Here is a 25,099-nt window from a genome sequence, read left to right on the forward strand (position 1 = left end):
CACAGTGACGGTGACGCGTGCGATCCGCGAGCACCTGCCGGCGCCGTTGGCCCGGACCGCGGGAGCGGTCCGGCGGCGCCTGCGCGGCTTGCGGTACTCGTACGCGCAGCTGCCGGCGTTCCCGCCGGTGGCCACGACGCCGGTGCGGATGCTGGTCGGACCGACCAACTCCGCCGGTCAGGGGCACGCCTGGTCCCAGGCCGCGAGGACTCTGCCGGACGTCGACGCCGTCTCGTTCGCCCTGCACCGCAAGGGCCAGTTCGCGTTCAAGAGCGACTACGGCGTCCCGCTGGCGTGGTTCGGCCAGCCGCGCTGGCAGCGCGCCCAGCAGAAGTACGTCGTCGAGAACTACACGCATGTGATGGTCGAGTCGCTGCGTCCGCTGTTCGGCGCCCGCGGCTACTCGGACGCGTCCGCCGACATCGAGGCGATGGTCGCGCGCGGCATCAACGTTTCACTGCTGTTCCACGGCTCCGACATCCGGCTGCCGAGCCGGCACGCGAAGCGCGAGCGCTGGTCGCCGTTCACACCTGGCGACGAGCTGACCGAGCGCCTCGAGCCGCAGGCCCGCCGGCACGCCGAGCTGGTCGCGTCGCTGCAACTCCCGGTCTTCGTGTCCACGGTCGACCTGCTGGACGACGTACCTGATGCCACCTGGCTGCCGGTCGCGATCGACCCGGCGCCCTGGCAGCAGGCCGCGCAGCCGCTGTTCGCGGGCGCGAAGCCGGTCGTCGCGCACGTCCCGTCGAACGCGAAACTCAAAGGCACGCAGGAGATCGACGCCGTACTCACCCGGCTGCACGAGAGTGGGCAGATCGAGTACCGGCGGATCACCGGCGTACCGCACGAGCGGATGCCGAGCGTGATCGGCGACGCCGACATCGTGGTCGACCAGCTTCGGATCGGCCTGTACGGCGTGGCGGCCGCGGAGGCCCTGGCCGCCGGGCGCATCGTGGTTTCGTACGTCGGTGACGCCGTGCGCCACCGGGTGCGTAGTCTGGCCGGGCGAGAGGTGCCGATCGTGGAGGCGGATCCCGACACCCTGGGTGACGTCGTCAGCGGTCTGATCGCGGATCGTGACGCCGCCGCCGAGCGGGCGGCCGCCGGCCCGGAGTTCGTGGCGGAGTTGCACGACGGACGCCGCTCGGCCGAAGTACTGAGTAGTTGGCTCACCAAGAAGGAGACCCTGTGACGGCCCGCATCGCGCCATCCGCCGACGTCGACGACAGCGCCCAGATCGGCGACGGTTCGTCGGTGTGGCACCTGGCCCAGATCCGCGAGAACGCGGTCCTCGGCGAGAACTGCATCGTCGGCCGCGGCGCCTACGTCGGGACCGGGGTCCGAATGGGCGACAACTGCAAGATCCAGAACTACGCGCTGGTGTACGAGCCCGCGTCCCTCGAGGACGGCGTGTTCATCGGCCCGGCGGTGGTGCTCACCAACGACTACTTCCCGCGCGCGGTGAACCCGGACGGGTCGCCGAAGAGCGGGCACGACTGGGAACCGGTCGGGGTGACGATGAAGGAAGGCTGCTCGCTCGGAGCGCGCAGCGTGTGCGTGGCGCCGGTCACCATCGGCCGCTGGGCCACGGTCGCCGCGGGTGCGGTGGTGACCAAGGACGTGCCAGACTTCGCGCTGGTCGCCGGGGTCCCGGCGCGCCGGCTCAAGTGGGTCGGCAAGGCCGGGGTGCCGCTGCTCGACGTCGGGAACGGCGAGTGGAAGTGCCCGAACACGGGCGAGATGTACATCGAAACCGACGGACGGCTCCGGCCGGCCGGAGAAAACCAGGAGGAGAACTGATGGTGCAGCCGATTCCGGCCGCGAAGCCGATCATCGGGAAGGAGGAGCGCGAAGCCGTCGACCGGGTCATGCAGTCCGGGATGCTGGCGCAGGGCCCCGAGGTTGCGGCGTTCGAGCAGGAGTTCGGCGCAGCGCTGGTCTCCGGCCGGGCGTGCGTCGCGACCAACTCGGGCACCTCGGGTCTGCACCTGGGCCTGCTGGCCGCGGGTGTCGGTCCGGGCGACGAGGTCATCGTCCCGTCCTTCACCTTCGCCGCGACCGCGAACAGCGTCGCGCTGACCGGCGCCACCCCGGTGTTCGCCGACATCGAGCCGACGTACTTCTGCTTGGACCCGAAGGCCGTCGAGGCCGCGATCACCGAGAAGACCAAGGCCGTCATGCCGGTGCACCTGTTCGGTCACCCGGCGAACATGACCGCCCTGCAGGAGATCGCCGACAAGCACGGCATCCAGATCTACGAGGACGCCGCGCAGGCCCACGGCGCCACCTGGAACGGCGCGCCGGTCGGTACCTTCGGTGAGTTCGCGATGTTCAGCCTGTACCCGACGAAGAACATGACGTCCGGTGAGGGCGGTATGAACTCGGTCGCGAACGCCGACCTCGAGCGCCGGATGCGGCTGTTCCGCAACCAGGGCATGCTCAAGCAGTACGAGAACGAGGTCGTCGGCCTGAACAACCGGATGACCGACCTGCACGCCGCGATCGGCCGCGTGCAGCTCACCAAGGTCGGCGGCTGGACCAAGCAGCGGCAGGAGAACGCGGCCTTCCTGGACGCGAACCTGCAGGGCGTCGGTGTCCCGGCGGTGGCGGCCGAGGCCAGCCACGTGTACCACCAGTACACGATCCGCGTGACCGAGGACCGCGACGGCTTCGCGAACGCGCTGCGGACCGAGTACGGCGTCGGCTGCGGCGTCTACTACCCGATCCCGAACCACCGGCTCCCCTCGTTCCAGCGTGAGCTGGACCTGCCGGAGACCGAGAAGGCCGCGGCCGAGGTGCTCTCGCTGCCGGTCCACCCCTCGCTGTCCGAGGAAGACCTGAACCGGATCGTGGCCGCGGTGAACACCGTGGCGAAGGCGGGTGCGTGAGCATGGCGAACCTGCGTGCGGGCCTGATCGGCCTGGGCATGATGGGGCGGCACCACGCCCGGGTGCTGGCGTCCCTCGAGGGCGTCGACCTGGTCGCGGTCGCCGACCCGGGCGGTGACAAGTTCGGCGTCGCCGGCGGTCGTCCGGTGCACGAGAACATCGAGCAGTTGATCGCCGAGAAGATCGACTACTGCATGGTCGCGGTGCCGACGCAGTACCACGCCGAGATCGCGAAGGCGCTGGCCGAGGCCGGCGTGCACGCGATGATCGAGAAGCCGCTGGCCGGGTCCTCGGCCGAGGCGACCGAGATCGCGAAGGCGTTCGAGGCGGCCGGCCTGGTCGGCGCCGTCGGCCACATCGAGCGGTACAACCCGGCGCTGCAGGCGCTGCGGGTGCGGCTGGAGGCGGGCGAGCTGGGCGACATCTACCAGATCACCACCCGCCGCCAGGGCCCGTTCCCGGCCCGGATCGCCGACGTCGGCGTGGTGCTCGACCTGGCCACCCACGACATCGACCTGACCGCGTGGGTGACGCAGTCTCCGTTCGTGACGGTGGCCGCGCAGAGCGCCCACAAGTCCGGCCGGCAGTATGAGGACCTGATCGCGGTGACCGGCAAGCTGGCCAACGGCACCGTCACCAGCCACCTGGTCAACTGGCTGTCCCCGATGAAGGAGCGGCTCACCGTCGTGACCGGTGAGAAGGGCGCGTTCATCGCCGACACCCTGACCGCCGACCTGACGTTCCACGCCAACGGCACCGTGCAGACCGCGTGGGACGACGTCGCGCACTTCCGCGGCGTCAGCGAGGGCGACATGGTCCGGTACGCGATCAGCAAGCCCGAGCCGCTGAAGACCGAGCACGAGCAGTTCCGCGACGCGGTGCTCGGCAAGGAGGCCGACATCGTCACGCTGCAGCAGGGTCTGACCACCGTTCGGGTGGCCGAGGCCGTTCTGCAGTCGGCGACCGAGGACCGGACTGTCGCTGTCGCCGGGGAGACCCTGTAGTCATGAAGGTTCTGAGCGTTGTCGGTGCCCGCCCGCAGTTCGTGAAGCTGGCGCCGGTCGCGGAGGCGTTTGCCACTACCGACCACCAGCACGTGATCGTGCACACCGGGCAGCACTACGACAAGAACATGTCCGACGTGTTCTTCGCCGACCTGCGGATCCCGGACCCGGACGTCCACCTGGGCGTCGGGTCCGGCAGCCACGGTGTCCAGACCGGCGCGATGCTGGCCGCGATGGACGCCGTCCTGGACGAGCACAAGCCCGACTGGGTGCTGGTGTACGGCGACACCAACTCGACGCTCGCCGGCGCGCTGTCCGCGGTGAAGATGCACCTGCCGGTCGCGCACCTGGAGGCCGGGCTGCGCTCGTTCAACCGGCTGATGCCTGAGGAGCACAACCGGGTGCTCACCGACCACGCCGCGGACCTGCTGCTGGCCCCGACCCAGGTGGCGATGGACCATCTGGCCACCGAAGGTCTGGCGGGCAAGTCGCGGCTGGTCGGCGACGTCATGACGGACGTGTGCTTCCGGGTCCGCGACGCGGTCAAGGACAACGAGCTCGGCGGGCCGTTCAAGCGCGGTGAGTACGTCGTCTCGACGATCCACCGGGCCGAGAACACCGACGACCCGGAGCGGCTGGCCGCGATCGTCGACGGTCTCGCCGCGACCGGTACGCCGGTGCTGCTGCTCGCCCACCCGCGCCTGGTCGCGAAGTGCGCCGAGCACGGCATCAAGCTCGAGCGCCCCGACGGTTCGCTGCACGTCCGCGAGCCGCTGGCCTACCCCGAGATGGTCCAGGCCGTGCTCGGTTCGGCGGGTGTGGTGACCGACTCCGGAGGCCTGCAGAAGGAGGCCTTCCTGCTCGGCCGGGTGTGCACCACGCTGCGCACCGAGACCGAGTGGGTCGAGACGCTGGACGACGGATGGAACGTGTTGACATCCGACGTGAGTAAGCTGCCCCAGTTGGCCGCCCGGCCGGCGCCCACGGGGGACCGCCCGATGCCGTACGGCGACGGGCACGCTGCGGAGCGTGTCGTCGCCACTCTCGCGGAGTAACCACATGACAAAGGCCGCCGAAGAGAACCAGACACCGCCGACCCAGGACGCCCCTGGGTCGGCCGATGTCGGGACCCCACCTCCCGGCGCGCCGGTCAGTGCCTTCCCGGGGGAGGCCGGCGCACCGCCGAGCGACCCCCGCGGAAGGCTGCCACGAGTCGAGTCGCTCACCGGTTTGCGCTGGTGGGCGGCCTTCTTCGTGTTCTGCCACCACATGACCCAGTTGGCGCCGCTGCCGGTCTGGAAATTCCTGAAGTACGGTACGTCCGGCGTCACGTTCTTCTTCGTGCTGTCCGGGTTCGTGCTCACCTGGTCGTCACGGCCGGGCACGAAGATCAGCACGTTCTACCGGCGCCGCTTCGCGCGGATCTTCCCGCTGTACTTCGTCACACTGGTCGCGGCGATCTTCGTCTTCTACCGCTTCGAGCCGCCGGCCGGGATGTCCTGGATCAAGCCGGTCTCGATGACCGTGCTGGTGCTGTCGGCGTTCCTGCTGCAGGGCTGGTCGAACAACCCGACGATCCTGTACGGCGGCAACCCGGCAGGCTGGACGCTGTCGGTGGAGGCGTTCTTCTACGCGTACTTCCCGTTCGTCTGGCGGGCCACGCAGAAGCTGAAGACCGTCGGCGGCCTGCTGTTGTGCGTCACCGTGGTCGTCGCGGGCGGTGCGTACCGGCTGGCGCTGTTCCACTACAAGGACGCCGTACCGGTGCTGCCGCAGCCGGTCCTGCACTCGGTGGCGTTCCTGTTCGGCATCGGCCTGGCGATCGCGCTGCGCTCCGGCTGGAAGCCGCGGATCCCGGTGTGGTTCGCGTTCCTGGTCACCGGCGGCGGCCTGTACCTGCTCTATTACTCCGGCTTGCACCCGGCAAAGGTCCCGGGCGCGATCACCATGGGGCTGTGCCAGAAGGAGTTCCTCACCCTGCTGTACGGCTTCCTGATCCTCGCAGTCGCCGCCCGCGACATGCGCGGCGGCCGGTCGCTGCTGCGCAGCAAGCCGCTCGTCAAGCTCGGCCAGTGGTCGTACGCGTTCTACCTGGTGCACGCCACGATCATGTATGCGATCAAGGAGTACCACGGGATCGCCGGCCCGGTCGGCTGGTCCAACCTGACCTGGTACGCCGGTGTCTGCGCCCTCTCGATCGTCGCCTCGGCGCTGCTCTACGAGTTCGTCGAGCACCCGCTGGAACGGAAGCTCCGAGGCCCCCGATGAAGAATCACTACCTAGTGGAGTTGCTGTGCGTGTCAGTGTAGTTGCCTTAGGCAAGATCGGACTGCCGCTGGCGGTCCAGTTCGCGGCCAAGGGCCATCAGGTCGTCGGCGTCGACATCAACGAGAAGTTCGTCGAGCTGGTGAACGCCGGCCAGGAGCCGTTCCCGGGTGAGGCCCACCTGCAGGAGCTGCTCTCCGAGACCGTGGCCGACGGCCGCCTGCGGGCGACCACGGACTACGCGGACGCGATCCCGAACAGCGACGCGGTCGTCGTGGTCGTGCCGCTGTTCGTGGACGAGCAGACCGGTCAGCCCGAGTTCGGCTGGATGGAGAACGCGACCCGTTCGCTGGCCGAGCACCTCACTCCGGGGACCCTGGTCAGCTACGAGACCACCCTTCCGGTCGGCACCACCCGCGGCCGCTGGAAGCCGATGATCGAGGAGATCTCCGGCCTGACCGAGGGCACCGACTTCCACCTGGTGTTCTCGCCGGAGCGGGTGCTCACCGGCCGGGTCTTCGCGGACCTGCGCAAGTACCCGAAGCTGGTCGGCGGCCTGTCCGAGGAGGGCGCCAAGCGCGCCACTGCGTTCTACGAGGCCGTGCTGGACTTCGACGAGCGCCCGGACCTGGAGCGCGCGAACGGCGTCTGGGACCTGGGCTCGGCCGAGGCGGCCGAGCTGGCGAAGCTGGCCGAGACCACCTACCGCGACGTGAACATCGGCCTGGCGAACCAGTTCGCCCGGTTCGCCGGCCAGAACGGCATCGACGTGCACGCCGTCATCGAGGCGTCGAACTCGCAGCCGTACAGCCACATCCACCGGCCGGGTATCGCAGTCGGCGGGCACTGCATCCCGGTCTACCCGCGGCTGTACCTGTACACCGACCCCGACGCGACCGTCGTCCGGGCCGCCCGCGAGGCCAACGCCGGCATGCCCGACTACACGATCGGTCTGCTCGAAGGCGCGTTCGGCGACCTCAAGGGCGCGAAGGTCGTCGTGCTCGGCGCGTCGTACCGTGGTGGTGTCAAGGAGACGGCGTTCTCCGGGGTCTTCCCGGCCGTGGAGGCGCTGAAGGCGCGCGGCGCGGAGGTGTCCGTGCACGACCCGATGTACACCGACGACGAGCTCAAGGGTCTCGGCTTCACGCCGTACACCCTGGGTGCGCCGGTGGACGCGGCAGTGCTGCAGGCGGACCACGCGGAGTACGCGCAGCTGGGCCCGGCGGACCTGCCGGGTGTCAAGGTGCTCGTCGACGGCCGGGACCGCACCGACGCGGCCAAGTGGGCGGGCGTGCGGAGGATTGTGATCGGAAGGTCGGTCAGCCAGTGACAGATGCCGGCCTGCGGGTCGTGATGATGGTCGCCAACGACGTCACCAACGACAGCCGGGTCCGCAAGGAGGCCGCAGCACTGGCCGAGACCGGAGCAGAGGTGACTGTGCTCGGGGTCTCGGCCAGCGGCCTCCCGTCGAGGGAGATGCTCGACGGTGCGCTGATCGTCCGGGTGGCGGTGCCTTTCGCACTGCGTGAGGAACGGAAACGAAGCCGTACGGCGCGCCGCAACTGGCGGCCGCCGCTGGTGGGGTACCGGTACCGCACGTCCTACGTGGCGCGCAGCCAGCGGATCGCGGCCGAGCTCAAGGAGCTCAAGGCCGACTCCGGGCACGCGATCGCGCGGGCCAAGGCGGGCCAGGGGAATCCGCTCAAGTTCAAGGCCGGCGTCGCCACCCGGCTCGTCCGCCGCGCCCGCTGGAAGGCCGCCGAGCGGGCGACCTGGGTGCGCAAGGGCGTCGGCAACAAGGCCGACATCCCGTTCAAGTTCAGTTGGCGGGCGTACGACGGGGTGCTGCACCGGCTGCCGTGGCCGGCGCCGTGGCGCAAGCTGCACCCGGAGGCGCTCGACCTGGAGATCGCCTTCGGTGACCTGATCGACCGCCTGGAGCCGGACGTCGTGCACGCGCACGACATGCACGTGATCGGCGTCGCGACCCGCGCCGCCGGCCGGGCCAAGCTCCGCGGCCGCTCCCTGAAGGTCGTGTACGACGCGCACGAGTACGTCGCCGGCCTCTCGCAGTACGGCGCCCGCACCCGGCGGTCGATCGCGGCCTGGGCCAACCACGAGCGGGAGTACATCGGTCAGGCGGACCGGGTGATCACCGTCAGCCCGGCGATCGCGACCCGCTTGCAGCGCGAGCACAAGCTGCGCGACGAGCCGACCGTGGTGATGAACACGCCGAACCCTGCCGACGTGTCGGTCGAGGTGTCCGACATTCGCAGCCAGATCGGCCTCGCCTCCGACGTACCGCTTCTCGTCTACAGCGGCGGCGTCACGCGGGCGCGCGGCATCCACACCGCCGTCCAGGCGCTCGTGGACCTGCCGGACGCGCATCTGGCCGTCGTGTGCGTGCCTGGTGTGGCGACGGACGCTGTTCGTGAGCTGCAGGCGCAGGCCGTGCAGCTGGAGGTGCAGGACCGTCTGCACTGCCTGGACCCGGTGAAGCCGGACGAGGTGGTCGCGTTCCTGCGCACCGCGGACGTCGGGCTGATCCCGATCCTGCGCTACCCGAGCCACGAGATGGCGCTGCCGAACAAGCTGTTCGAGTACGCCTTCGCCGGGCTGCCGGTGGTGGTCAGCGACATGCCGAGCATGAAGGAGTTCGTCGATCGCACCCGGATCGGCGAGGTTTTCACCGCGGCCGACGCGCACGACCTGGCGTCGAAGGTCCGGACGGTGCTCGGCGACCTGGATGCCTACCGCGAGCGGGTCGCCGATCCGGCGTACCAGCAGGAGGTGTCCTGGGCCGGGCAGGCGGCCAAGCTGCGCGCGCTGTACGGCGAGCTGACCGGGCGGCAGCTCGAGATCACCCGGCCGGGCGGCAAGATCACGAAGACCGGGCGGCACCTGCTGCTCGGACCGGTCAACAGTGCCGGCCAGGCGTGGTTGTGGGCGACCGCGCTGGAGCGCGAGGTTCCGGACATCAAGGCGGAGTCGCTCACCACGGGCAGCGGGGCGTTCGACTTCCGCGTGCACCGCACGGGCACCTACCGCCAGTACCGGTCGGATCTGCGCTGGCAGCTGGAGCTCACGGCGTACGCGTTGCGCGAGGTCACCCACGTGCTGTTCGAGGCCGGCAGGCCGATGTTCGGTCAGCAGCGCGGGCAGATGTGGACGACCGACGTCCCGATGCTCGATCAGGCCGGCATCAAGCACGGCCTGGTGTTCCACGGGTCGGAGATCCGCGATCCCGCCCAGCACCGCGAGCAGTACCGCTACTCGCCGTTCCGCAACCCGGACGACGAGCTGACGGTGCGTCTGCAGGCCGCGAACAACCTGATGCGGCACCACCTCGAGGGCTACCAGGGGCCGGTCTTCGTCACCACCCCGGACCTGCTCGAGTTCGTCGACAACGGCATCTGGTTGCCGCTGGCCGTCGACGTCGAGGGCTTCGTGTCGACCCAGCCGGTGCTCGAGCGTGAGGTCCCGGTGGTGCTGCACGCGCCGTCGGCGTCCGCGCTGAAGGGCTCGGCGTACGTCGACCCGGTGCTCACCGACCTGGATGCGCGCGGGCTGATCAAGTACAACCGCGTCCAGGGTGTGCCGCATGCGGAGCTCGCCGAGATGGTGAAGAGCGCCGACATCGTGGTCGACCAGTTGCTGCTCGGTTCGTACGGCGTGTTCGCGTGCGAGGCGATGGCGGCCGGCCGGGTCACTGTCGGGCACATCGCGGACCCGGTCCGGGACCTGCTGCCGACCGACCTGCCGATCGCCGAGGCGACGCCGGACGACCTGACGGAGGTGATCGAGCGGCTGGTCGCCGAGCGCGACACCGCCCGCAAGATCGCCGACGCGGGGCCGTCGTTCGTCCGCGACCTGCACGACGGGCGGAAGTCGGTCGAGGTGCTGCTGCCGTTCCTGAACAACGAGCTCACCCTCGACAACGCCGAGCACGAGAGCGAGTAAGTGCGGATTCTGATGATCGCGCAGTCCCCGATCGCCGGGGACTCGCGGATCCTGCGGGAGGCGACGGCGCTCGCCGCGGCCGGTCACACGCTGCACGTGATCGGCCGCGACGTTCCGGAAGGCTTCGAGGTAGGCCCCGGGATCACGGTGGCGTCGGTCTCCCGCTCGTCCGGTCTCCGGACCGGGAACGGCGGGCTGACGGTCGGGCACGGGCACACCGGTCCGAAGGTGCTGGCGAAGCGGTTCGGGCGCTGGTTGCTGCTGCCCGAGCACCGCAACCGCACCGAGAAGCAGTGGCGGACCGCCGCGGCGCCCTTGGTCGCTGCGGCCGGTCCGGTCGACGTGGTGCACGCGCACGACTTCAACACGCTGGAGCTCGCCGCGGAGTATGCCTCGCGATGGTCTGCGGCGCTGGTGTACGACAGCCACGAGCTGTGGTTCGACCGGGCACTACCGGGTCGGCCGACGCCGTTGTGGCGTGCGCGTGGGCGGCGATACGAGGTTGCCTTGGCGTCGCGCGCACGAGTCGTGCTCACCGTGTCGGACGGGATCGCGGCACGGCTGCGGTCGCGGGGCCTGACGGACGTGCGCGTCGTACGGAACACGTTCCCGCGCGCGGACGACGTACCGGCTGCTCCCGCGCAGCCTGAAGGCCTGCTGTACGCCGGACGCGTCGGCGCCGGGCGGGACCTGCCGACCGTTGTCGCGGCCGCCCGCGAGCTGGCGCCCTTCCGCACGGTGCTGATGGGGTCCGTCGATCCCAACTACCGCTTGGACCTGGGCCCTGTCGAGACCGTGCCGGAGCGCTCGATCGACGAGGTCGACGACACGCTGCGCTCGTACGGCATCTCGCTGGTGACGTTGACCAACACCTGCGAGAACCACCGCCTGGCCCTGCCCAACAAACTCTTCCACGCCGTCCGCGCCGGCGTCCCGGTCGTCGCCGCAGACCTCCCCGAGCTCCGCGCCGTCGTCACCCAGTACAAACTCGGCGGCCTCTACGAGCCCGGAAACCCGCAGTCCCTGGCCACCGCCGTCCGCTCGGTCATCGACAACTACACCACCTACACCGACGGCGTCCGCTCGGCCGCCGCAGAACTCAACTGGGAACACGACGCCGCCACCCTGGTCGCCGCCTACACCGACCTCGCCGGCTGACGCCGCCCGCACCCGCACCGTCCACCGTCCGTCTCAGGGGTCAACCCCCAAGATGGACGGTTGCCTCCCGAGAATCTCAGTGGGCAACCGGCCAACTCAGGGGTCAACCCCGCAAACGACCGGTGGCTAGCGGGAGGCTTCGACCATCTGGCGCATCAGGTCCACCGGGTCCTTCTCCGGTTCCGGCTGGGCCAGGCGGGTGGAGGGGACCCGGGCTTGCTCGGCGGTTTGGAGGGACGAGGTGTAGCTCGTCAGCGGGAGGGTGAGCGACGAACGCGACGGGTCGAGGGTGATCGTCGCGCCGGTGAACGGTACGGACGGGTTGTCCGGCTCGACGGTCAGCACCAGGCCGAGGCGGTGCCCGGCCGCGAACACCACGTCGTCGGCGTTCAGTTCGAACGACAGGTCGTACCAACGGTCCGACCGCAGCGATTCCTTGGTGTACAGGGATTTGTAGTGCCCGACATCGGCCAGCGTCCGGACGACGACGGACGTGTCGGAGACCGCGGTGTTGACCTGCGTGTCCGCGTAGCACCCGGTGTCGAGCGCATTCCCGTCACCCCAGCAGACGCGCGTGTCCGGGACGTTCGTGACGTTCACGTACCGGTTCGCGGTACCGTAGTCGACCAGCCGCGCTTTGATGCCTGCGGCAACCTTGTTGACCTTGACCCGCACCGACACCTTCCCGGTGCCGCTGACCCGGACGGCCTTGGTCAGCTCGTCACTGAGGAACACCGCCCGATCGGTCCGCGCGGCCGTCGGGTCGAGGACGACGGTGTCGGCCGACTCCTTGTCCGTCCCGGTGAAGCTGACCGGGCCGCTCGTACCGGACAGCTTGCTGAGCTGCAACGTCGTCGGGCGAGCGCCGACCGCCGGCCAGCGGGCCTCGTCCACGAACGAGCCGTCCTCACGCTGGATCGTGGCCTGCGGCGTGTCCATCACGCCGTTCTTCAGGCCCTGTAGCCAGTAGTCGAACCACGGGTGCAGCTTGTTCACCCACTCGTCGCGGAAGCTGAACCCGTCCAGGTGCACGCCCTGGTGCAGGAAGATCTTCCGCGGCACGTTCCGCTGCGCGAGCTCGTCCCACCACTCGCCGAACTGCCGGGTCTTCACGTTCTCGTCGCCGAGCCCGTGGACGACGTACACGCTCGCCCGGACGTTGGACGCGTCGAGCCGGTAGTTCCGCGGGTCCCACCAGCTGCTGTACGACCCGGTGCGGGTGTCGGAGTCCTGCTCGATCTCGTTGGTCAGCTCGACGCACCGCGGCGACGCGTCGTTGCTGACGTAGTCGTGCAGGAAGCCCATGTACTCGTCGTAGAACGGCACACCGAAGCCGCGCGTGTAGTCGTACCAGCTGGAGATCGCCGCGATCGGCACGATCGTCTCCAACCCGCGAACGCCGGTAGCGGCGACCGAGTTCGCGATCGTCCCGTTCCAGGACACGCCGATCATGCCGGCCTTGCCGGTCGACCAGTCGGCCTTGGCGGCGTTGCCCTCCGGCGTGTGTCCGGTGGTGCGGTTGTTCAGCCAGTCGATGACCGCCTTGGTGCCGAGCACCTCGAGGTCGGCACCGACGTCGCTGCACCCGGTGGACCGGAAGGTGCCGGGCATGTCGACGAACGCGACGGCGTACCCGCGCGGCACGAAGTAGTTGTCCAGCCAGCTCCCGAACACCTGCCGGGTGCCGGTGGCGTCGAAGTAGCTCGCCGGATCGCCGGCGTAGTACGGCGAAGCCTGGACGATCACCGGTACGTCGATGCCGGCCTGGGCCGCCTCGCCCGGCCGGATGATGTCGACGGTGATCTGGTCGGTGACACCGTTCGCGTCCCCGTCGAGCTTGGGTACGTCGACCTGCACGCGCTCGTGGATGGCGTTGTCGTAGTCGTACGCGGGCACCGTCGCGGTGCCCTGGACGAAGGGTTTGGCTGTGGGTTCTGCGGCGGCGGTCAGCGAGGCAGCCGGAGCCACCACCGCTGCGACGACCAGGGCCAGCCCGGCACGTAACCGAGTTCTGCGCATGGGTGGATCTCCCCCTATGGGCGGTAGGTGAGGATCTATTCTGTGCACAGAACTCACTCGCGCGCTCACCATTCGTGAACAAGCACGGGTAATACTTCACCCGCAACTTTCTGTGTCTGCCTCGTATCAAGAGTTCTGAGAGGGGGCGACATGAATCCACGACTGACTGCCCTTGCAGGGAGCGCTGTACTCGCGCTGACCGCCTTGGTGCCGGCTGCCGCGCACGCACAGGGAACGGCCAAGCCCGACCCGACCAAGCCCGGCGCCAAGGTGCCGGGCACGAGCAGGACGATCACCGCCGCGCAGGCCCAGGCCTGTTTCGTCTGGCAGGGTGGCGTCACCGCCGACGGTTCGCACCACTTCAAGGACCCGACCGCCACCGTTCCGCCGCAGGTGCCGAACGACTGGCAGACGCCCAAGGTGTACAAACCCGGTCAGGTTCGGTTGAGCGCCCGGCAGACGATCGAGCCGAACATCTCCGGCACCGACCGCTACGGGTACCTCGTGATCGGCGACGCGCTCTACTTCAGCGGCTACACGGGCTACGAGGACGGGACCACCGACGGTCCGGTCTCGCTGACGCGGGTCGGCGGCGGCTGGAGTACGTTCAGGTTCCTGGAGGCCGCCGAGTACCTGAGCCCGGACAACAAGATCTACCGCAACGCTGCGTACGGGCTGAAGGGCGACGTCCTGTACCGCTGGACCGTCAGCGACAAGGGCGTCTGGCGGTCGACCGGGTCGTTCGCGGGTCTGTCCGCGGTCAAGACGATGACGCTGATCGCGAAGACCCCGACGTACGACACCTTCCTGGCCAATACCCGGGGCGGGGCGCTGTACACGATCCGGCTCACGGTCGGCTCGTCGAAGCCGATCGTCAAGCCTGTCCGCACCCGTAGCTGGCAGGGCTTCGAGACCCTGTCGGCGATGGGCTGCGGTCAGTACGGCACGCTGCTGCTCGGCATCGACAAGGACACCAAGAAGGGCTACCTGTACGCCGTCGGGCACGCGAACGGCCTGTCCACGGTGATCCAGTCGCGCGGCGAGGTCCCCGGAACGTTCGACGACCCGGTCGACTTCCGCTGGGTCCCGATCCCCGTGTACGACGTCGCGAACGGCGACTGACGGCGACGACGTCCCGTCAGCTGTTGGTGTGCTGGGTCAGCCAGGTTGCGGTGGTCTGGTCGGCGGGGGTGTACGTGAGGACGTACTGGTCGTCGTCGCCGGCGAGTTCGAGGGACTCCAGGGTGAAGGTCAGCCGGCCGGCCTCGGGGTGGTTGAGGGTTTTGGGGCAGTGGGAGCGGTTCTGGACGTCCTGTGAGGTCCAGAACCGCTCGAAGTCGGCGTCCGCCGTCCGCAGCTCGTCGACCAGTGCGGCCAGCTCGGTGTCGTCGGCGTATGCGGCGGACGCCCGCCGGAGCAGGGCCACCGCATCCTGGGCGACGGTCTCCCAGTCGGCGTAGTACTGCCGCGACGCGGGATCCAGGAAGTACAGCCGGGCAAGGTTCGGGTCCGCGGAGTCCTCGAAGTCCGCGACCACCTCGCACGCCGCCGCGTTCCACGCGAGGACGTTGCTCAGCCGGTCGACGACGAGCGCCGGCACGCCCTGCATCGCGTCGAGCATCGCCTTCAACTGCGGCCGGACGGCAGCCTTCGGCGGTACGGCGGGTGGCGCGGCGCAGGCGAGCAGCCGCAAGTGGTCGCGCTCAGCCTCGTCCATCCGCAGGGCGTCCGCCACCGCGGTCAGTACGGCCGTCGACGGGTTCCCGGCGCGCCCCTGCTCGAGCCGTACGTAGTAGTCGACGCTCACGTTGGCGAGCAGCGCGACCTCCTCACGGCGCAACCCGGACACCCGCCGGTCGCGGCCGGGGCGCAGCCCCACGTCCTGAGGCTGTACCCGGGCCCGCCGGCTCTGCAGGAACTCTCCCAGCTGCGGTCGCGCGCTCACCCGATCAGTATCCCTGGGTGCGCTGTGTGGTACTGCCGGACCTAGGGTCGAAGCGGATCTCCTGAGCCCGCGCCGGGCGGACGAAGGTGGAGCCATGACAACCTCACGCATCGCACTCGTCACCGGCGCCGCCAGCGGAATCGGCGCCGCCGTCGCCACTCGCCTCGCCGCCGACGGAGCGTCCGTAGCACTGCTCGCGCGGCGCCGTGACCGGCTGGAGAAGGTGGCCGCGGAGATCGCCGAGGCCGGCGGTACGGCGCTCGTCGTACCGGCCGACGTCACCTCCGAGCAGTCCGTCGCCGACGCCGCGGCGTTGGTGCAGGACCGGCTGGGCGACGTCGACCTGCTGGTCAACAACGCGGGGGTGATGGACGTGATCCCGTTCGCGGACGGGCCGGTCGACGCGTGGCGGCGTACGGTCGACGTCAACCTCACCGGCGTCATCAACGTCACCCACGCATTCCTGCCGGCACTGCGCCGGTCCGCTTCGACGCGCACGACCGACCTGATCAACGTGTCGTCGCTGGCCGGCGAGCGGATCAACCCCGGCATGGCGGTGTACGGAGCCTCGAAGGCAGCCGTCAGCCACCTGACCCGGACTCTGCGCGCCGAACTGGCCGGCGACGGCATCCGCGTCACCGATCTCGAACCCGGCATGATCGACGGCACCGAACTCGCCGACAGCTTCCCGCCCGAGCTCCAGTCGATGGTCAACGACCTCCGATCCGCCCTGCCCGCCGTCCCACCCACCGAGGTTGCCGACCTGATCGCCTACGTCACCGGCCGCCCCCGCGAGGTCAACCTCCCGCACCTCGTCATCCAGCCGGCGAGGGAGGTCTAGGCGCGTCTCAGACCACCAGGTGCAGCTTCACCGGGGCGACGCCGACCTCGATCCGCTGACCCCAGCCGATGCTCAAGGTGTCGGACTCCATGCCGTCGCCGAACACGACCAGGTCCGACTCGGCCGTGATCGTCAGCGAATCCGGCGCCTTCAGTAGCCCTTCGGTGTTGGCGGTGCCGGTCGCCGGCGACGGCCAGGCTTCGCGCACGAACCAGCACAGCACCGGATCGGTCGGCGTCGGCAGCGCCAGCGGACTGCGGCGCTCCTGCCAGGCCGATCGGCACCAGCCGGTCGATCCGGTCCCGGTGCCGATCAGGATCCCGGACGACGACTGCCGCTCGGGCAGCGCGTCGGGGGCGCCCAGCCGGTAGCGCGCGGACTGGTGCGTGCGGTGGCCGACGTACACCTCGTTCAACGCGACCAGGTGCTGCCCGTCATCGGTGCTCGCGGCAACCATCGTCCGCTCGGTGACCTGCCGGGACACCAGCAGATCGGTGATCGCCTCGGGTTCGTGCGGGACGAGTACGCCGGGGTTGCGGGCCGGTTCGGGGTTGATCCCGATCACCGGCTGGCCGTCCAGGTACTTCGCCACGTTCGCGACCAGGCCGTCCTGCCCGACGGCGATCACGACGTCCTCCGGCCCGAATCCGAACCGGTCGAGATCGTCGCGCTCGGCGACCGCACGCCGCCAGTCCAGCGGGATCGCCGCCGACACGGTCGCCAGCGCGTCCTGCTGCGCCTGGTGCCGCGCGTCCAGCTCTTCCAGATCCCGTCCGCGCCCGGCCAGGAAGAACCCGGCCTGCTGGCGCGTCCCGTGCCGGGCGACCAGCTCGGTGAGCTCGGTCGCCCGGTGCACGATCACCGCCCTCGGAGGAAGTGTCATCGCTGTTCGGCCAGCTTGCTGAGGATCGGGGTCAGCAGGTCCGGAGTCAGGTTCAGCGTGCCGATCTCCGGCAGGGCGCCCTGCTTGATCGCCATCGCCAGGATCGTCCCCTGGTCCAGCTCGGCGTACGCCGCCAGCATCGCCTGCTCGGCCGCAGCCTCCGCCGCGCCGATCACCCGCTTGGCGTCCGCCTCCGCCTCGGCCAGGGCCCGCTGACGACCGGCCGCCGCGTGCGTCTCGATCTGACCGGCGGCCGCCGCCTCGGTCGCCCGGAGACGCTCGTTCTGACCGCGCTGGTTGACCAGTTGCTCCTCGCGCCGGGCGAGCTCGATCTGGTTCTGCAGTTCGTTCTCGGCGATCGAGCGCTCCCGTTCGACGGCGAGCGCGCGCCGTTCGTACGTCGCCTTGTCCGCGGCCTGCTGCACCATCTCGCGGGTCGGCGTCTGCAGCGCCTTCTCCACGTCCCGCTCGGCCCGCACCGCGACGACGCGGACGTCCTCGACGCCGATCCCGAGACCGGTCAGCCGCTGGTCCTCCCGCAGGCCGGTGCCGACCGCCCGACGCAGCGCGGTCATGCCCTCGGAGAGCGCCTCGGTCAGTGTCATCCTGGCCAGCAGGTCGAGTGCGGTCTGCTGAGCCAGCTCGGTCAGCAGCCCGCCGAGCTGCTCGAGCGGCGTGGACCGCCACAGCCCGGTGCCCGGGTCGATGCCGAAGTCCAGCCGGCCGGCGGCCAGCGCCGGATCCGTCACCCGATAGGTGACGGTGGCCTGCACCGCGACGTCCTGGAAGTCCTGCGTGCGGCCGTGGAACAGCAACGGCTGCTCGCGGTCGTCGATCGGGATCTCGCTCAGCGACGAGTTCAACGCCCGGAACCAGAACGCCTGACCGGCGCCGTCGTGCGCCACCTTGCCGTTGCGCAGGTGCCGCACGTGGGTGGTCGGGTTGGCCCGCAGGTGGCTGATGAAGCGGAACCGGGTGATGTCTGCCATCTCTTACTCCTTGTCGTCACTATGACGATAAGGGGTGAGATGACTTTTCGTCAAGATGACGATTAGAGTGGGGTGATGGACTTCGAGCCGCTCGGCCTGGCCACCGACCTGGTCATCCTGACCGTCCGTGACGGCCGCCTCCAGGTGCTGCTGATCCGCCGTGGCATCCCGCCGTACCAGGGCCGCTGGGCGCTGCCCGGCGGGTTCGTCCGGCCGGCCGAGGACCTCGAGACGACCGCGCGCCGCGAGCTCGCGGAGGAGACCGGGCTGTCCGCGGAGCGGATCCACCTCGAGCAGGTCGCGACGTACGGCGCTCCGGACCGGGACCCGCGCGGCCGGGTGGTCAGCGTCGCGTACCTGGCGCTCGTGCCGGACCTGCCCGCGCCGGTCGCCGGTTCGGACGCGGCGTCGGCGAGTTGGGTCGACGCGACCGACGTCCTGGACGATGCCGGCCGGCTGGCGTTCGACCACCACCGGATCCTGGCCGACGGCGTGGAGCGGGCGCGCGCGAAGCTCGAGTACTCACCGCTGGCCACCGCGTTCTGCCCGCCGGAGTTCACGATCTCCGAACTCCGCGGCGTCTACGAGGCGGTCTGGGGCATCCCGCTCGACCCGCGGAACTTCCACCGCAAAGTCACCAAGACCCCCGACTTCGTCGCCCCCGTGGGCACCACCACGACACGCGACGGCGGCCGCCCGGCCCAACTCTTCCACCGCGGCACCGCCACCACCCTGCACCCGCCGATGACGCGTGGTTGACCTCCAGCCGACTTTCGTGACTTTGCGCTGCCGGAGCACACACTTAGAGTTCACGCCATGCCGGAGCATGTGTTCGTCGACGAGAGCAAGACCAAAGGTCTTCTCATGGCGGCAACTCTGTGCCCTGCAAAGGAAGTGAACGGGCATCGGCGAACGATGGCGAGTCTGCTGATGCCTCGTGAGCGGCGGATTCACTTCACCAAAGAGTCGCCGGCGAGGCGGCGGAAGATTCTTGCGGTGATCGCCGAGTTGGGTCTTGTGGCCCGCTTGTATCAGGCGGACAGGAACGACATCGCAGCTCGGGCGGGCCTGTCTGGCGGCCATGGTCCAGGACATCGCAAGCTCGGCGGAGCGGCTCGTGGTCGAGCGTGATGAGTCCACTGCGACCGTCGACAAGCAGGTGTTGTTCCACGCCGCGCGTCGGCACGAGTGCTCCGACAGTTTGCGGTACGAACTGCTCGCGGCGCACGCGGATCCGATGCTGTGGACGCCCGACGCCGTGGCGTGGTCGTGGGTGAAGGGCGGCGAATGGCGTGAACTCGTCGCGCCCTACTCGACGGTGATCCAGGTCTAGACGCGCGAAACCCGGCTCGCCAACCGTCCGGATGACTGCCGGGTTCACTTCCCGAGGGCTACTGCCCTGAGCTGCAGACAACTATACAGGTCCGGACGTTCACACGGAGATCTGTCACAGCGTTCTGCTGCGAACGGCGAGTTCTTCGGCGGTGATCAGGTTGGTGTGGGTGCCGGGGGAGCCGCAGGCCCAGCTGGCGGCGACGGTGCCGGCGGTGGCGGCGTCCTCCCAGGGGGCTCCGTCGAGGTAGCGGGCCAGGAAGGCGGCCACGTAGGCGTCGCCGGCGCCGTTGGTGTCGACGATCGGGCGGTCGGGGAACGTGATCGCGGGGAAGTGCCGCACCGGCTCACCGCGGACGTGCAGGTAGCTGCCGTCCGCGCCGGCCATCGCGACCACCACGTCGGCGCGGCCGTTGGCGAGGATCCAGTCGACGCCGTCGGCCGGCAGCGCGGCGGCCGAGACGAAGACGATGTCGGAGGCGGTGGCGAAGTCCTTGTGGTGGTCGTTGCGGCCGTCCCAGTCGTGCAGGTCGGTGGAGATCGACCGGTCGGCGGCGATCGCGTCACCGAGGGCGTCGCGGGCGAAGTCCATGATCGAGACGTGGACGTGCTGCGCGCGGCGCAGCACCGGGCGCCACAGGTTCGGGTCGACGCGCAGACCGCGCGGGTGGCGGCCGTCGTACATCGACAACCGGCGGCCGTCCGGGGCGACCAGATTGACCGACCGGCGGGTGCCGCTCGGGTGCAGCACGACGCGCAGCGGGATGCCGAGCTCGTCGTACGCACGGCGGATCCGCGCACCCTCGGGGTCGTCGCCGATCACGTCCACCACTCCGGCCTGCAGCCCGAGCAGGTGGCAGCCGAGCGCGACGCCGTGACCGGTGTGCGCCAGGTACGACTCGATCGGTTCGACCGGGACCGTGTCCACGTCCGCCAACGGCAGGCCGGGCACCCGCACGATCGTGTCGATGCCTACTCCGCCGATCACCAGCACATCCAGCTCCACCTGTCCCGTCATACCCGACTTTCGCCAGGGATCACAGGTGTCTTTCGCAAGCTGAACGGATAGTTGGTGTCCGGGCACAGTCGGGCCATGCTCAATCGCCGAACTCTCATCGCCTCGGCCCTGCTGGCTCCACTCGGCAGCTTCGCCACGCCGGCCCTGATCGCTTCCGCGCATCGTGAGGTGAGTCGTGGGGCGCCGGTGCCGATCCGGCTGCCGCGACCCACTGGCGCCTTTCCCGTCGGCACCACCGAGCTGCACCTCGTCGACCGCGGTCGCGACGATCCGTACGTTCCCGGCCGGCCGCGTGAGCTGATGGTCAGCATCTGGTATCCGGCGCGCCGCCCGGCCGCGCCCGCGCCGTACCTGCCGCCGTTGACCGCGCAGGTGTTCGGCGAAGGGGCGGCGATCGCGCTCCAGCAGCCCGTCGGCACGATCGATTGGATCGGCGCCACGAGTCACGGCGGCCTGCTCGCACCGGTCCTGCCCGGGAAGCGGCCGGTCGTGCTGTTCTCGCCGGGGTTCGGCGTGCCGCGCGGGCTCGCGTCGATCAGCGTCGCGGAGCTCGCCAGTCGCGGGTACGTCGTGGTCACCGTCGACCACACGTACGAGGTCGCGGGCGTCGAGTTCCCGGGGAACCGGATCGAGGTGCAGGCGCTCCCGCCGGCGCCGTACGCGCTGCTCGCCCGCACCGCGCGCTTCGACGATCTGCGCTTCGTCCTCGACGCCCTCGGCCGGCTCGCCCGCGGCGACAACCCGGATGCGGAGCACCGCCGCCTCCCGGCCGGACTCGGCGCCGTCCTCGACCTCGACCGGATCGGGGCGTACGGCCACTCGGCCGGCGGCCTCACCTCGGTCGACCTGCTGGTCGCCGACCCGCGGATCCGCGCCGCGATCGACCTGGACGGCGCACTCGGGTACGGGTACGACGACCCGGCCGACTGCCCGACCGTCGCGCAGGGGACGACGCGCCCGTTCCTGCTGATGGGCTCGGGTGCGATCGGTCCGGGGCCGCACGACCACCGGACCGACCCGTCCTGGGGACTGTTCTGGGATCACTCGTCAGGCTGGAAGCGCGACCTGAACCTGCCGAACGGCCGGCACTACAGCTTCGTCGACTACCAGGCGCTGATCCCGTGGTTCCAGCGGTTCTTCCCGGTCCCGCCGGAACTGATCGCGAACACCGTCGGTACGGCGGACGCGGGCAGCGTGTTGCGCGCGCTGCGCACCTACGTCCCGGCGTTCTTCGACCAGCACCTCCGGCAGCGCCCCTCCGACTGGAGCCACGCGCTGCCGGAGACGAAGTTCATTGCTTGATCGGCGCGCCTGTCTTGGACTGGAGCTCGTCGAAGGTGACGCCTTCGGCGAGCTCGACCAGCCGCAGGCCGTCGTCGGTGACGTCCAGGACGGCCAGGTCGGTGATGATCCGGTTCACGACGCCGCGGCCGGTGTACGGCAAATCGCACTCCTCGAGGATCTTGTGCGAGCCGTCCTTGGCGACGTGCTCCATCAGCACGATCACCTTCTTGGCGCCGTGCACCAGGTCCATCGCGCCACCCATCCCCTTGACCATCTTGCCGGGGATCATCCAGTTCGACAGGTCGCCCTTGGCCGAGACCTGCATGGCGCCGAGAATGGCCGCGTCGATCGCGCCGCCGCGGATCATCCCGAACGACAGCGAGGAGTCGAAGAACGACGCCCCGGGCATCGTCGTGACGGTCTCCTTGCCGGCGTTGATCAGGTCCGGGTCCTCCTCGCCCTCGACCGGGTACGGCCCGACGCCGAGGATGCCGTTCTCCGACTGCAGGACGACGGTGACGCCGTCCGGGATGTAGTTCGGGACCAGCGTCGGCAGGCCGATGCCGAGGTTCACGTACGAGCCGTCCTCGAGCTCGGCGGCGGCCCGGGCGGCCATCTGCTCACGGGTGAGTGGCATCTCAGGCCTCCAGCTTCTCGCGCTGAGCCTCGAAGGACTCCCGTGGTTGCACCGTGCGTTTCTCGATCCGCTTCTCGATGTCCTTGCCGACCGCAACGACACGCTGGACGTAGACGCCCGGCAGGTGGATCGAGTCCGGGTCCAGTTCACCAGGCTGGACGAGCTCCTCGACCTGCGCGATCGTCACCCGGCCGGCCATCGCCGCGAGCGGGTTGAAGTTCCGCGCGCTGCGATCGAAGACCAAGTTGCCGTGTGTGTCGCCCTTCAAAGCATGAACCAGCCCGAAGTCGGTGGTGATCGACTCCTCCAGGACGTACGTCGTCCCGTTGATCTCCCGGGTCTCCTTCGGCTCCGACGCCTTTGCGACCGTGCCGTCGGCGTTGTACTTCTGCGGCAGCCCGCCGTCGGCGACCTGGGTGCCGACGCCGGCCAGTGTGTAGAACGCGGCGATCCCGCAGCCGCCGGCCCGGAGCTTCTCGGCCAGCGTCCCCTGCGGCGTCAGCTCGACCTCCAGCTCACCGGACAGGAACTGCCGGGCGAACTCCTTGTTCTCCCCGACGTACGACGAGGTCATCTTCGCGATCCGCTTGTCCGCGAGCAGGATCCCGAGGCCCCAGTCGTCGACGCCGCAGTTGTTCGACACGACGCTGAGCCCGGACACCCCCTTGTCGTGCAGAGCACTGATCAGCTGCATCGGGTTGCCGCACAACCCGAAGCCGCCGACGGCGAGACTGGCGCCGTCCCCGATGTCCGCCACCGCTTCCTGCGGCGACCCGTACGTCTTGTCCATCAGCTGCTCCGTTGCAGTATGTCGAGGCCGATTCGCTCCGACTCTAACCAGCTGAACGATGTCTCGCGATGTGGGCGGTGCCACAGATGTGGCGGCGTACCACCCGGCTGTGTGGTCGGGTCCTACGCCGATGCCTCGGAGGCGTTCAGCGCGGTGAGTTCGAGGATCGCCTCGTGGTGGGCGACGTCCAGGTCGGGGAGCGCGAGCACGGCGGACAGGTGCGCGCGAGCCGCCGGGAGGTTGCCGGTGCCGCGCGCCGCACGGCTCAGGCCGATCCGCGCCGCGGCGACGCTCTCCGGGAGGTCGGCGTGCTCACCGATCGACAGTGCGTGACTGTAGTCCTCGTGCGCGTCCTCGAGCTTCCCCTGCCGCCGGTAGAGGTCGGCGCGCTCGCACAGCAGCAAGGCGGTCTCCTCGGCGAGGCACAGGTGCTCGGCCAGCCGGATCGCCTCCGTGATGACGTCCAGCGGCTCGTCGACGACCTGCCGGAGCCCGTTCAGCGCCAGGAACATGCCCCAGCGGTCCTCCAGCATCCGGAACCGGCCCAGCGCCGTACGCAACGCCTGTACGGCGTCACCCGGCGCAGCCGTGGTCAGACCCGGGTAACCGCGGCACAGCTCGACGGCTGCGCGCGTCCACGCGTCACCGCCCTCGTTCCGCTCCAGGACGTCCTCGATCACGGCCGCCGGCTCGAACGGCCCGAACACGAGTGACCAGAGCAGCACCGTCACGGAGTACCGGAACGGGCCGGTCGTGGTCAGCACGATCTGCTGGGCCAGCTCCACCTGCTCCTGCTCGGCCGTCGCGGCTCCGTGGACGACCGCCAGCAGGTACTCCTCGTCGAGCCCGACCGGGACGGTCCGGCCGAGCATGCTGAGCACCCGCTCCGCCGCGGCCGCGGCCTCGTCCTGAAGCCCGTTCGACCACCAGTACGCCGAGTAGCGCGCGACCAGCCGCAAGGCCGTCCGCAGATCGCTCTCGCAGGCACGCTCGATCGCGCTGACGACCTGGTCGCCGTCGAGATCGCCGCTGCCCCCCAAGCTCACGTACCTCATTGTCTCTCGGCCGTGTTAACGCCGTGTCACAGGGGTCACGGGGATCAGAAACGGAGCACACCCCAGGTAGCCGGCCGGTGCATGTCCTCGATGCCCTGCGGCGACCACACCCAGAACTCGATCTCCTCGCCCTTCACGTACGCCCCGTCGACGACTTCGTGCGGCCACTCGCAGCGCATCAGGTTCATCCGCCACTCGTCGCCCGGGTTCGGCGGCGTCGCGCGGCCCTGGTTGTACGCAGCCAGGTCGGCCCACGGTACGGCGAGTTCGACCGACCAGCCGGTGTCGGTGTCGGACGGGTCGTTGACCGTGCCGTCCACGTGGACCGCGGTCCGCAGACCGGGCAGATTCGTCGGGTCGATCGGGACGCCGCCGTCGACGTACGGCTTGGGCAGCGTGAGCTCCCAGATCGTGCCGAGCGGGTTGATCTCGAACTCGTAGTAGTTCAGCCCGTCGCCGTCCGGGTCGAGGAACAGCTCGAAGTTGTTCTCGTGGAACAGCTTGCTGTTGTGCTCGGTCATCGTCGACCAGACGTGCGGCTCCTCGAGCAGACCGCCGACGTACAGGTACCGGTCGTCGTACATCAGCTTCGCCCGGGTCCGGAACCGCGGCGCGGGGCCGTCGTGGATCGGGACGAAGTCCGTGGTCCAGGGCGCGGCGTCCCAGGCGGGGTCGGTCAGGGTGCCGTCGAGATTCGGCGTGGTGGCGGTCCGCGGGCACTCGTAGACGGGCAGGTCAGGCATCGGCACGCTCCAGCAGTCGGGCGACGAGATCGGCGAGCAGGAAGGTGATGGCGGTCAGCGCCGGTACGACGGCGAGGATCCACGGCGAGTCCAGGTGGCCGGTCAGGAACGCGACGACCAGCGCGACCATGAACGCGACGCCGAGGAACGGGATCAGCTTCGGGTGCGGCATCGCCAGCCGGCTGAGCGCCAGGCCGCCGAGCACCATCGTGGCCACGACGATCAGCACCAGCAACGGCAGCCCGAGGGCGCCGCAGTTCGTGGTGTCGCGGAACCGCTCGCAACTGC

25 protein-coding genes are annotated in these 25,099 nt (G+C 69.8%); 15 read left to right on the top strand and 10 right to left on the bottom strand.

The features are described from left to right. Positions 1 to 4: 4 nt before the first annotated feature. Genes ABZX12_RS41580 through ABZX12_RS41620 form a run of 9 tightly spaced genes read left to right on the top strand, consistent with a single transcriptional unit; the run spans position 5 to position 11,275 of the window. Positions 5 to 1,192, top strand: a complete 1,188-nt coding sequence (locus ABZX12_RS41580) for a hypothetical protein (protein WP_355700998.1) — start codon at positions 5 to 7, stop codon at positions 1,190 to 1,192. Then, positions 1,165 to 1,800 (top strand): acyltransferase, encoded by a 636-nt coding sequence (locus ABZX12_RS41585; RefSeq protein WP_355700999.1) that lies wholly within the window; start codon positions 1,165 to 1,167, stop codon positions 1,798 to 1,800. The genes ABZX12_RS41580 and ABZX12_RS41585 overlap by 28 nt, the downstream gene beginning before the upstream one ends. Beyond that, complete coding sequence (locus ABZX12_RS41590; RefSeq protein WP_355701085.1) at positions 1,797 to 2,888, top strand: DegT/DnrJ/EryC1/StrS family aminotransferase; 1,092 nt, start codon at positions 1,797 to 1,799, stop codon at positions 2,886 to 2,888. The genes ABZX12_RS41585 and ABZX12_RS41590 overlap by 4 nt, the downstream gene beginning before the upstream one ends. Positions 2,889 to 2,890: 2 nt before the next feature. Continuing rightward, on the top strand, positions 2,891 to 3,892 hold the full coding sequence (locus ABZX12_RS41595; RefSeq protein WP_131292813.1) for a Gfo/Idh/MocA family oxidoreductase: 1,002 nt from the start codon (positions 2,891 to 2,893) through the stop codon (positions 3,890 to 3,892). 2 nt (positions 3,893 to 3,894) lie between these two features. After that, entirely contained in the window at positions 3,895 to 4,947 is a 1,053-nt protein-coding gene (wecB, locus tag ABZX12_RS41600) for a UDP-N-acetylglucosamine 2-epimerase (non-hydrolyzing) (RefSeq protein WP_355701000.1), read from the top strand. A 4-nt stretch (positions 4,948 to 4,951) separates the two neighbouring features. Continuing rightward, a complete protein-coding gene (locus ABZX12_RS41605) occupies positions 4,952 to 6,160 on the top strand; it encodes an acyltransferase (protein WP_355701001.1) in 1,209 nt (402 codons plus the stop codon). A 25-nt stretch (positions 6,161 to 6,185) separates the two neighbouring features. Then, a complete protein-coding gene (locus tag ABZX12_RS41610) occupies positions 6,186 to 7,487 on the top strand; it encodes a nucleotide sugar dehydrogenase (protein ID WP_355701002.1) in 1,302 nt (433 codons plus the stop codon). Continuing rightward, the gene (locus tag ABZX12_RS41615) at positions 7,484 to 10,117 is read left to right on the top strand and encodes a glycosyltransferase (protein WP_355701003.1); all 2,634 of its coding nucleotides are present in this window, start codon (positions 7,484 to 7,486) and stop codon (positions 10,115 to 10,117) included. The genes ABZX12_RS41610 and ABZX12_RS41615 overlap by 4 nt, the downstream gene beginning before the upstream one ends. Then, positions 10,118 to 11,275 (top strand): glycosyltransferase, encoded by a 1,158-nt coding sequence (locus tag ABZX12_RS41620; protein ID WP_355701004.1) that lies wholly within the window; start codon positions 10,118 to 10,120, stop codon positions 11,273 to 11,275. A gap of 126 nt (positions 11,276 to 11,401) precedes the next feature. On the opposite strand, the gene ABZX12_RS41625 is transcribed toward ABZX12_RS41620, so the two are convergent. Then, positions 11,402 to 13,294, bottom strand: a complete 1,893-nt coding sequence (locus ABZX12_RS41625) for a CocE/NonD family hydrolase (RefSeq protein ID WP_355701005.1) — start codon at positions 13,292 to 13,294, stop codon at positions 11,402 to 11,404. 150 nt (positions 13,295 to 13,444) lie between these two features. Here ABZX12_RS41625 and ABZX12_RS41630 point away from each other — a divergent pair, with 150 nt between their 5' ends. Continuing rightward, the gene (locus tag ABZX12_RS41630; RefSeq protein ID WP_355701006.1) at positions 13,445 to 14,416 is read left to right on the top strand and encodes a hypothetical protein; all 972 of its coding nucleotides are present in this window, start codon (positions 13,445 to 13,447) and stop codon (positions 14,414 to 14,416) included. Positions 14,417 to 14,432: 16 nt separating this feature from the next. Here the strand turns inward: ABZX12_RS41630 and ABZX12_RS41635 are convergent, their stop codons facing one another. After that, positions 14,433 to 15,239 carry a helix-turn-helix transcriptional regulator gene (locus tag ABZX12_RS41635; RefSeq protein ID WP_355701007.1) on the bottom strand — a complete coding sequence of 269 codons (807 nt, stop codon included), beginning with the start codon at positions 15,237 to 15,239 and terminating at the stop codon, positions 14,433 to 14,435. Between the two features lie 94 nt (positions 15,240 to 15,333). Here ABZX12_RS41635 and ABZX12_RS41640 point away from each other — a divergent pair, with 94 nt between their 5' ends. Further along, positions 15,334 to 16,080: an SDR family oxidoreductase gene (locus ABZX12_RS41640; RefSeq protein WP_355701008.1), complete on the top strand. Its 747-nt coding sequence runs from the start codon at positions 15,334 to 15,336 to the stop codon at positions 16,078 to 16,080. A gap of 7 nt (positions 16,081 to 16,087) precedes the next feature. On the opposite strand, the gene ABZX12_RS41645 is transcribed toward ABZX12_RS41640, so the two are convergent. Then, the gene (locus tag ABZX12_RS41645) at positions 16,088 to 16,963 is read right to left on the bottom strand and encodes a hypothetical protein (protein ID WP_355701009.1); all 876 of its coding nucleotides are present in this window, start codon (positions 16,961 to 16,963) and stop codon (positions 16,088 to 16,090) included. Continuing rightward, on the bottom strand, positions 16,960 to 17,952 hold the full coding sequence (locus ABZX12_RS41650; RefSeq protein WP_355701010.1) for an SPFH domain-containing protein: 993 nt from the start codon (positions 17,950 to 17,952) through the stop codon (positions 16,960 to 16,962). Before ABZX12_RS41650 ends, ABZX12_RS41645 begins: the two co-directional genes overlap by 4 nt. 75 nt (positions 17,953 to 18,027) lie before the next feature. On the opposite strand from ABZX12_RS41650, the gene ABZX12_RS41655 reads away from it, so the two are divergent. Genes ABZX12_RS41655 through ABZX12_RS41665 form a run of 3 tightly spaced genes read left to right on the top strand, consistent with a single transcriptional unit; the run spans position 18,028 to position 19,285 of the window. Then, a complete protein-coding gene (locus ABZX12_RS41655) occupies positions 18,028 to 18,711 on the top strand; it encodes an NUDIX domain-containing protein (protein ID WP_355701011.1) in 684 nt (227 codons plus the stop codon). A 57-nt stretch (positions 18,712 to 18,768) separates the two neighbouring features. Next, positions 18,769 to 19,083 carry a hypothetical protein gene (locus tag ABZX12_RS41660; RefSeq protein WP_355701012.1) on the top strand — a complete coding sequence of 105 codons (315 nt, stop codon included), beginning with the start codon at positions 18,769 to 18,771 and terminating at the stop codon, positions 19,081 to 19,083. Beyond that, positions 19,070 to 19,285: a hypothetical protein gene (locus tag ABZX12_RS41665; RefSeq protein ID WP_355701013.1), complete on the top strand. Its 216-nt coding sequence runs from the start codon at positions 19,070 to 19,072 to the stop codon at positions 19,283 to 19,285. The genes ABZX12_RS41660 and ABZX12_RS41665 overlap by 14 nt, the downstream gene beginning before the upstream one ends. Positions 19,286 to 19,399: 114 nt before the next feature. On the opposite strand, the gene ABZX12_RS41670 is transcribed toward ABZX12_RS41665, so the two are convergent. Next, complete coding sequence (locus tag ABZX12_RS41670; protein ID WP_355701014.1) at positions 19,400 to 20,302, bottom strand: carbohydrate kinase family protein; 903 nt, start codon at positions 20,300 to 20,302, stop codon at positions 19,400 to 19,402. A gap of 75 nt (positions 20,303 to 20,377) precedes the next feature. On the opposite strand from ABZX12_RS41670, the gene ABZX12_RS41675 reads away from it, so the two are divergent. Continuing rightward, complete coding sequence (locus ABZX12_RS41675) at positions 20,378 to 21,604, top strand: hypothetical protein (RefSeq protein ID WP_355701015.1); 1,227 nt, start codon at positions 20,378 to 20,380, stop codon at positions 21,602 to 21,604. On the opposite strand, the gene ABZX12_RS41680 is transcribed toward ABZX12_RS41675, so the two are convergent. The 5 genes from ABZX12_RS41680 to ABZX12_RS41700 all read right to left on the bottom strand — a co-directional run bounded on the left by ABZX12_RS41680 (position 21,594) and on the right by ABZX12_RS41700 (position 25,040). Beyond that, on the bottom strand, positions 21,594 to 22,223 hold the full coding sequence (locus tag ABZX12_RS41680) for a CoA transferase subunit B (protein WP_355701016.1): 630 nt from the start codon (positions 22,221 to 22,223) through the stop codon (positions 21,594 to 21,596). The genes ABZX12_RS41675 and ABZX12_RS41680 overlap by 11 nt on opposite strands. Before the next feature lies 1 nt (position 22,224). Continuing rightward, positions 22,225 to 23,013, bottom strand: a complete 789-nt coding sequence (locus ABZX12_RS41685) for a CoA transferase subunit A (protein ID WP_355701017.1) — start codon at positions 23,011 to 23,013, stop codon at positions 22,225 to 22,227. Between the two features lie 122 nt (positions 23,014 to 23,135). Then, positions 23,136 to 24,059, bottom strand: coding sequence for a tetratricopeptide repeat protein (locus ABZX12_RS41690; RefSeq protein WP_355701018.1), 924 nt, complete (start codon positions 24,057 to 24,059; stop codon positions 23,136 to 23,138). 53 nt (positions 24,060 to 24,112) lie between these two features. Then, on the bottom strand, positions 24,113 to 24,811 hold the full coding sequence (locus ABZX12_RS41695; RefSeq protein ID WP_355701019.1) for a carbohydrate-binding family 9-like protein: 699 nt from the start codon (positions 24,809 to 24,811) through the stop codon (positions 24,113 to 24,115). Further along, positions 24,804 to 25,040 carry a hypothetical protein gene (locus tag ABZX12_RS41700; protein WP_355701020.1) on the bottom strand — a complete coding sequence of 79 codons (237 nt, stop codon included), beginning with the start codon at positions 25,038 to 25,040 and terminating at the stop codon, positions 24,804 to 24,806. Before ABZX12_RS41700 ends, ABZX12_RS41695 begins: the two co-directional genes overlap by 8 nt. Positions 25,041 to 25,099: the final 59 nt, after the last annotated feature.

It is taken from the genome of Kribbella sp. NPDC003505 (assembly GCF_040610875.1).
Lineage (GTDB): Bacteria > Actinomycetota > Actinomycetes > Propionibacteriales > Kribbellaceae > Kribbella.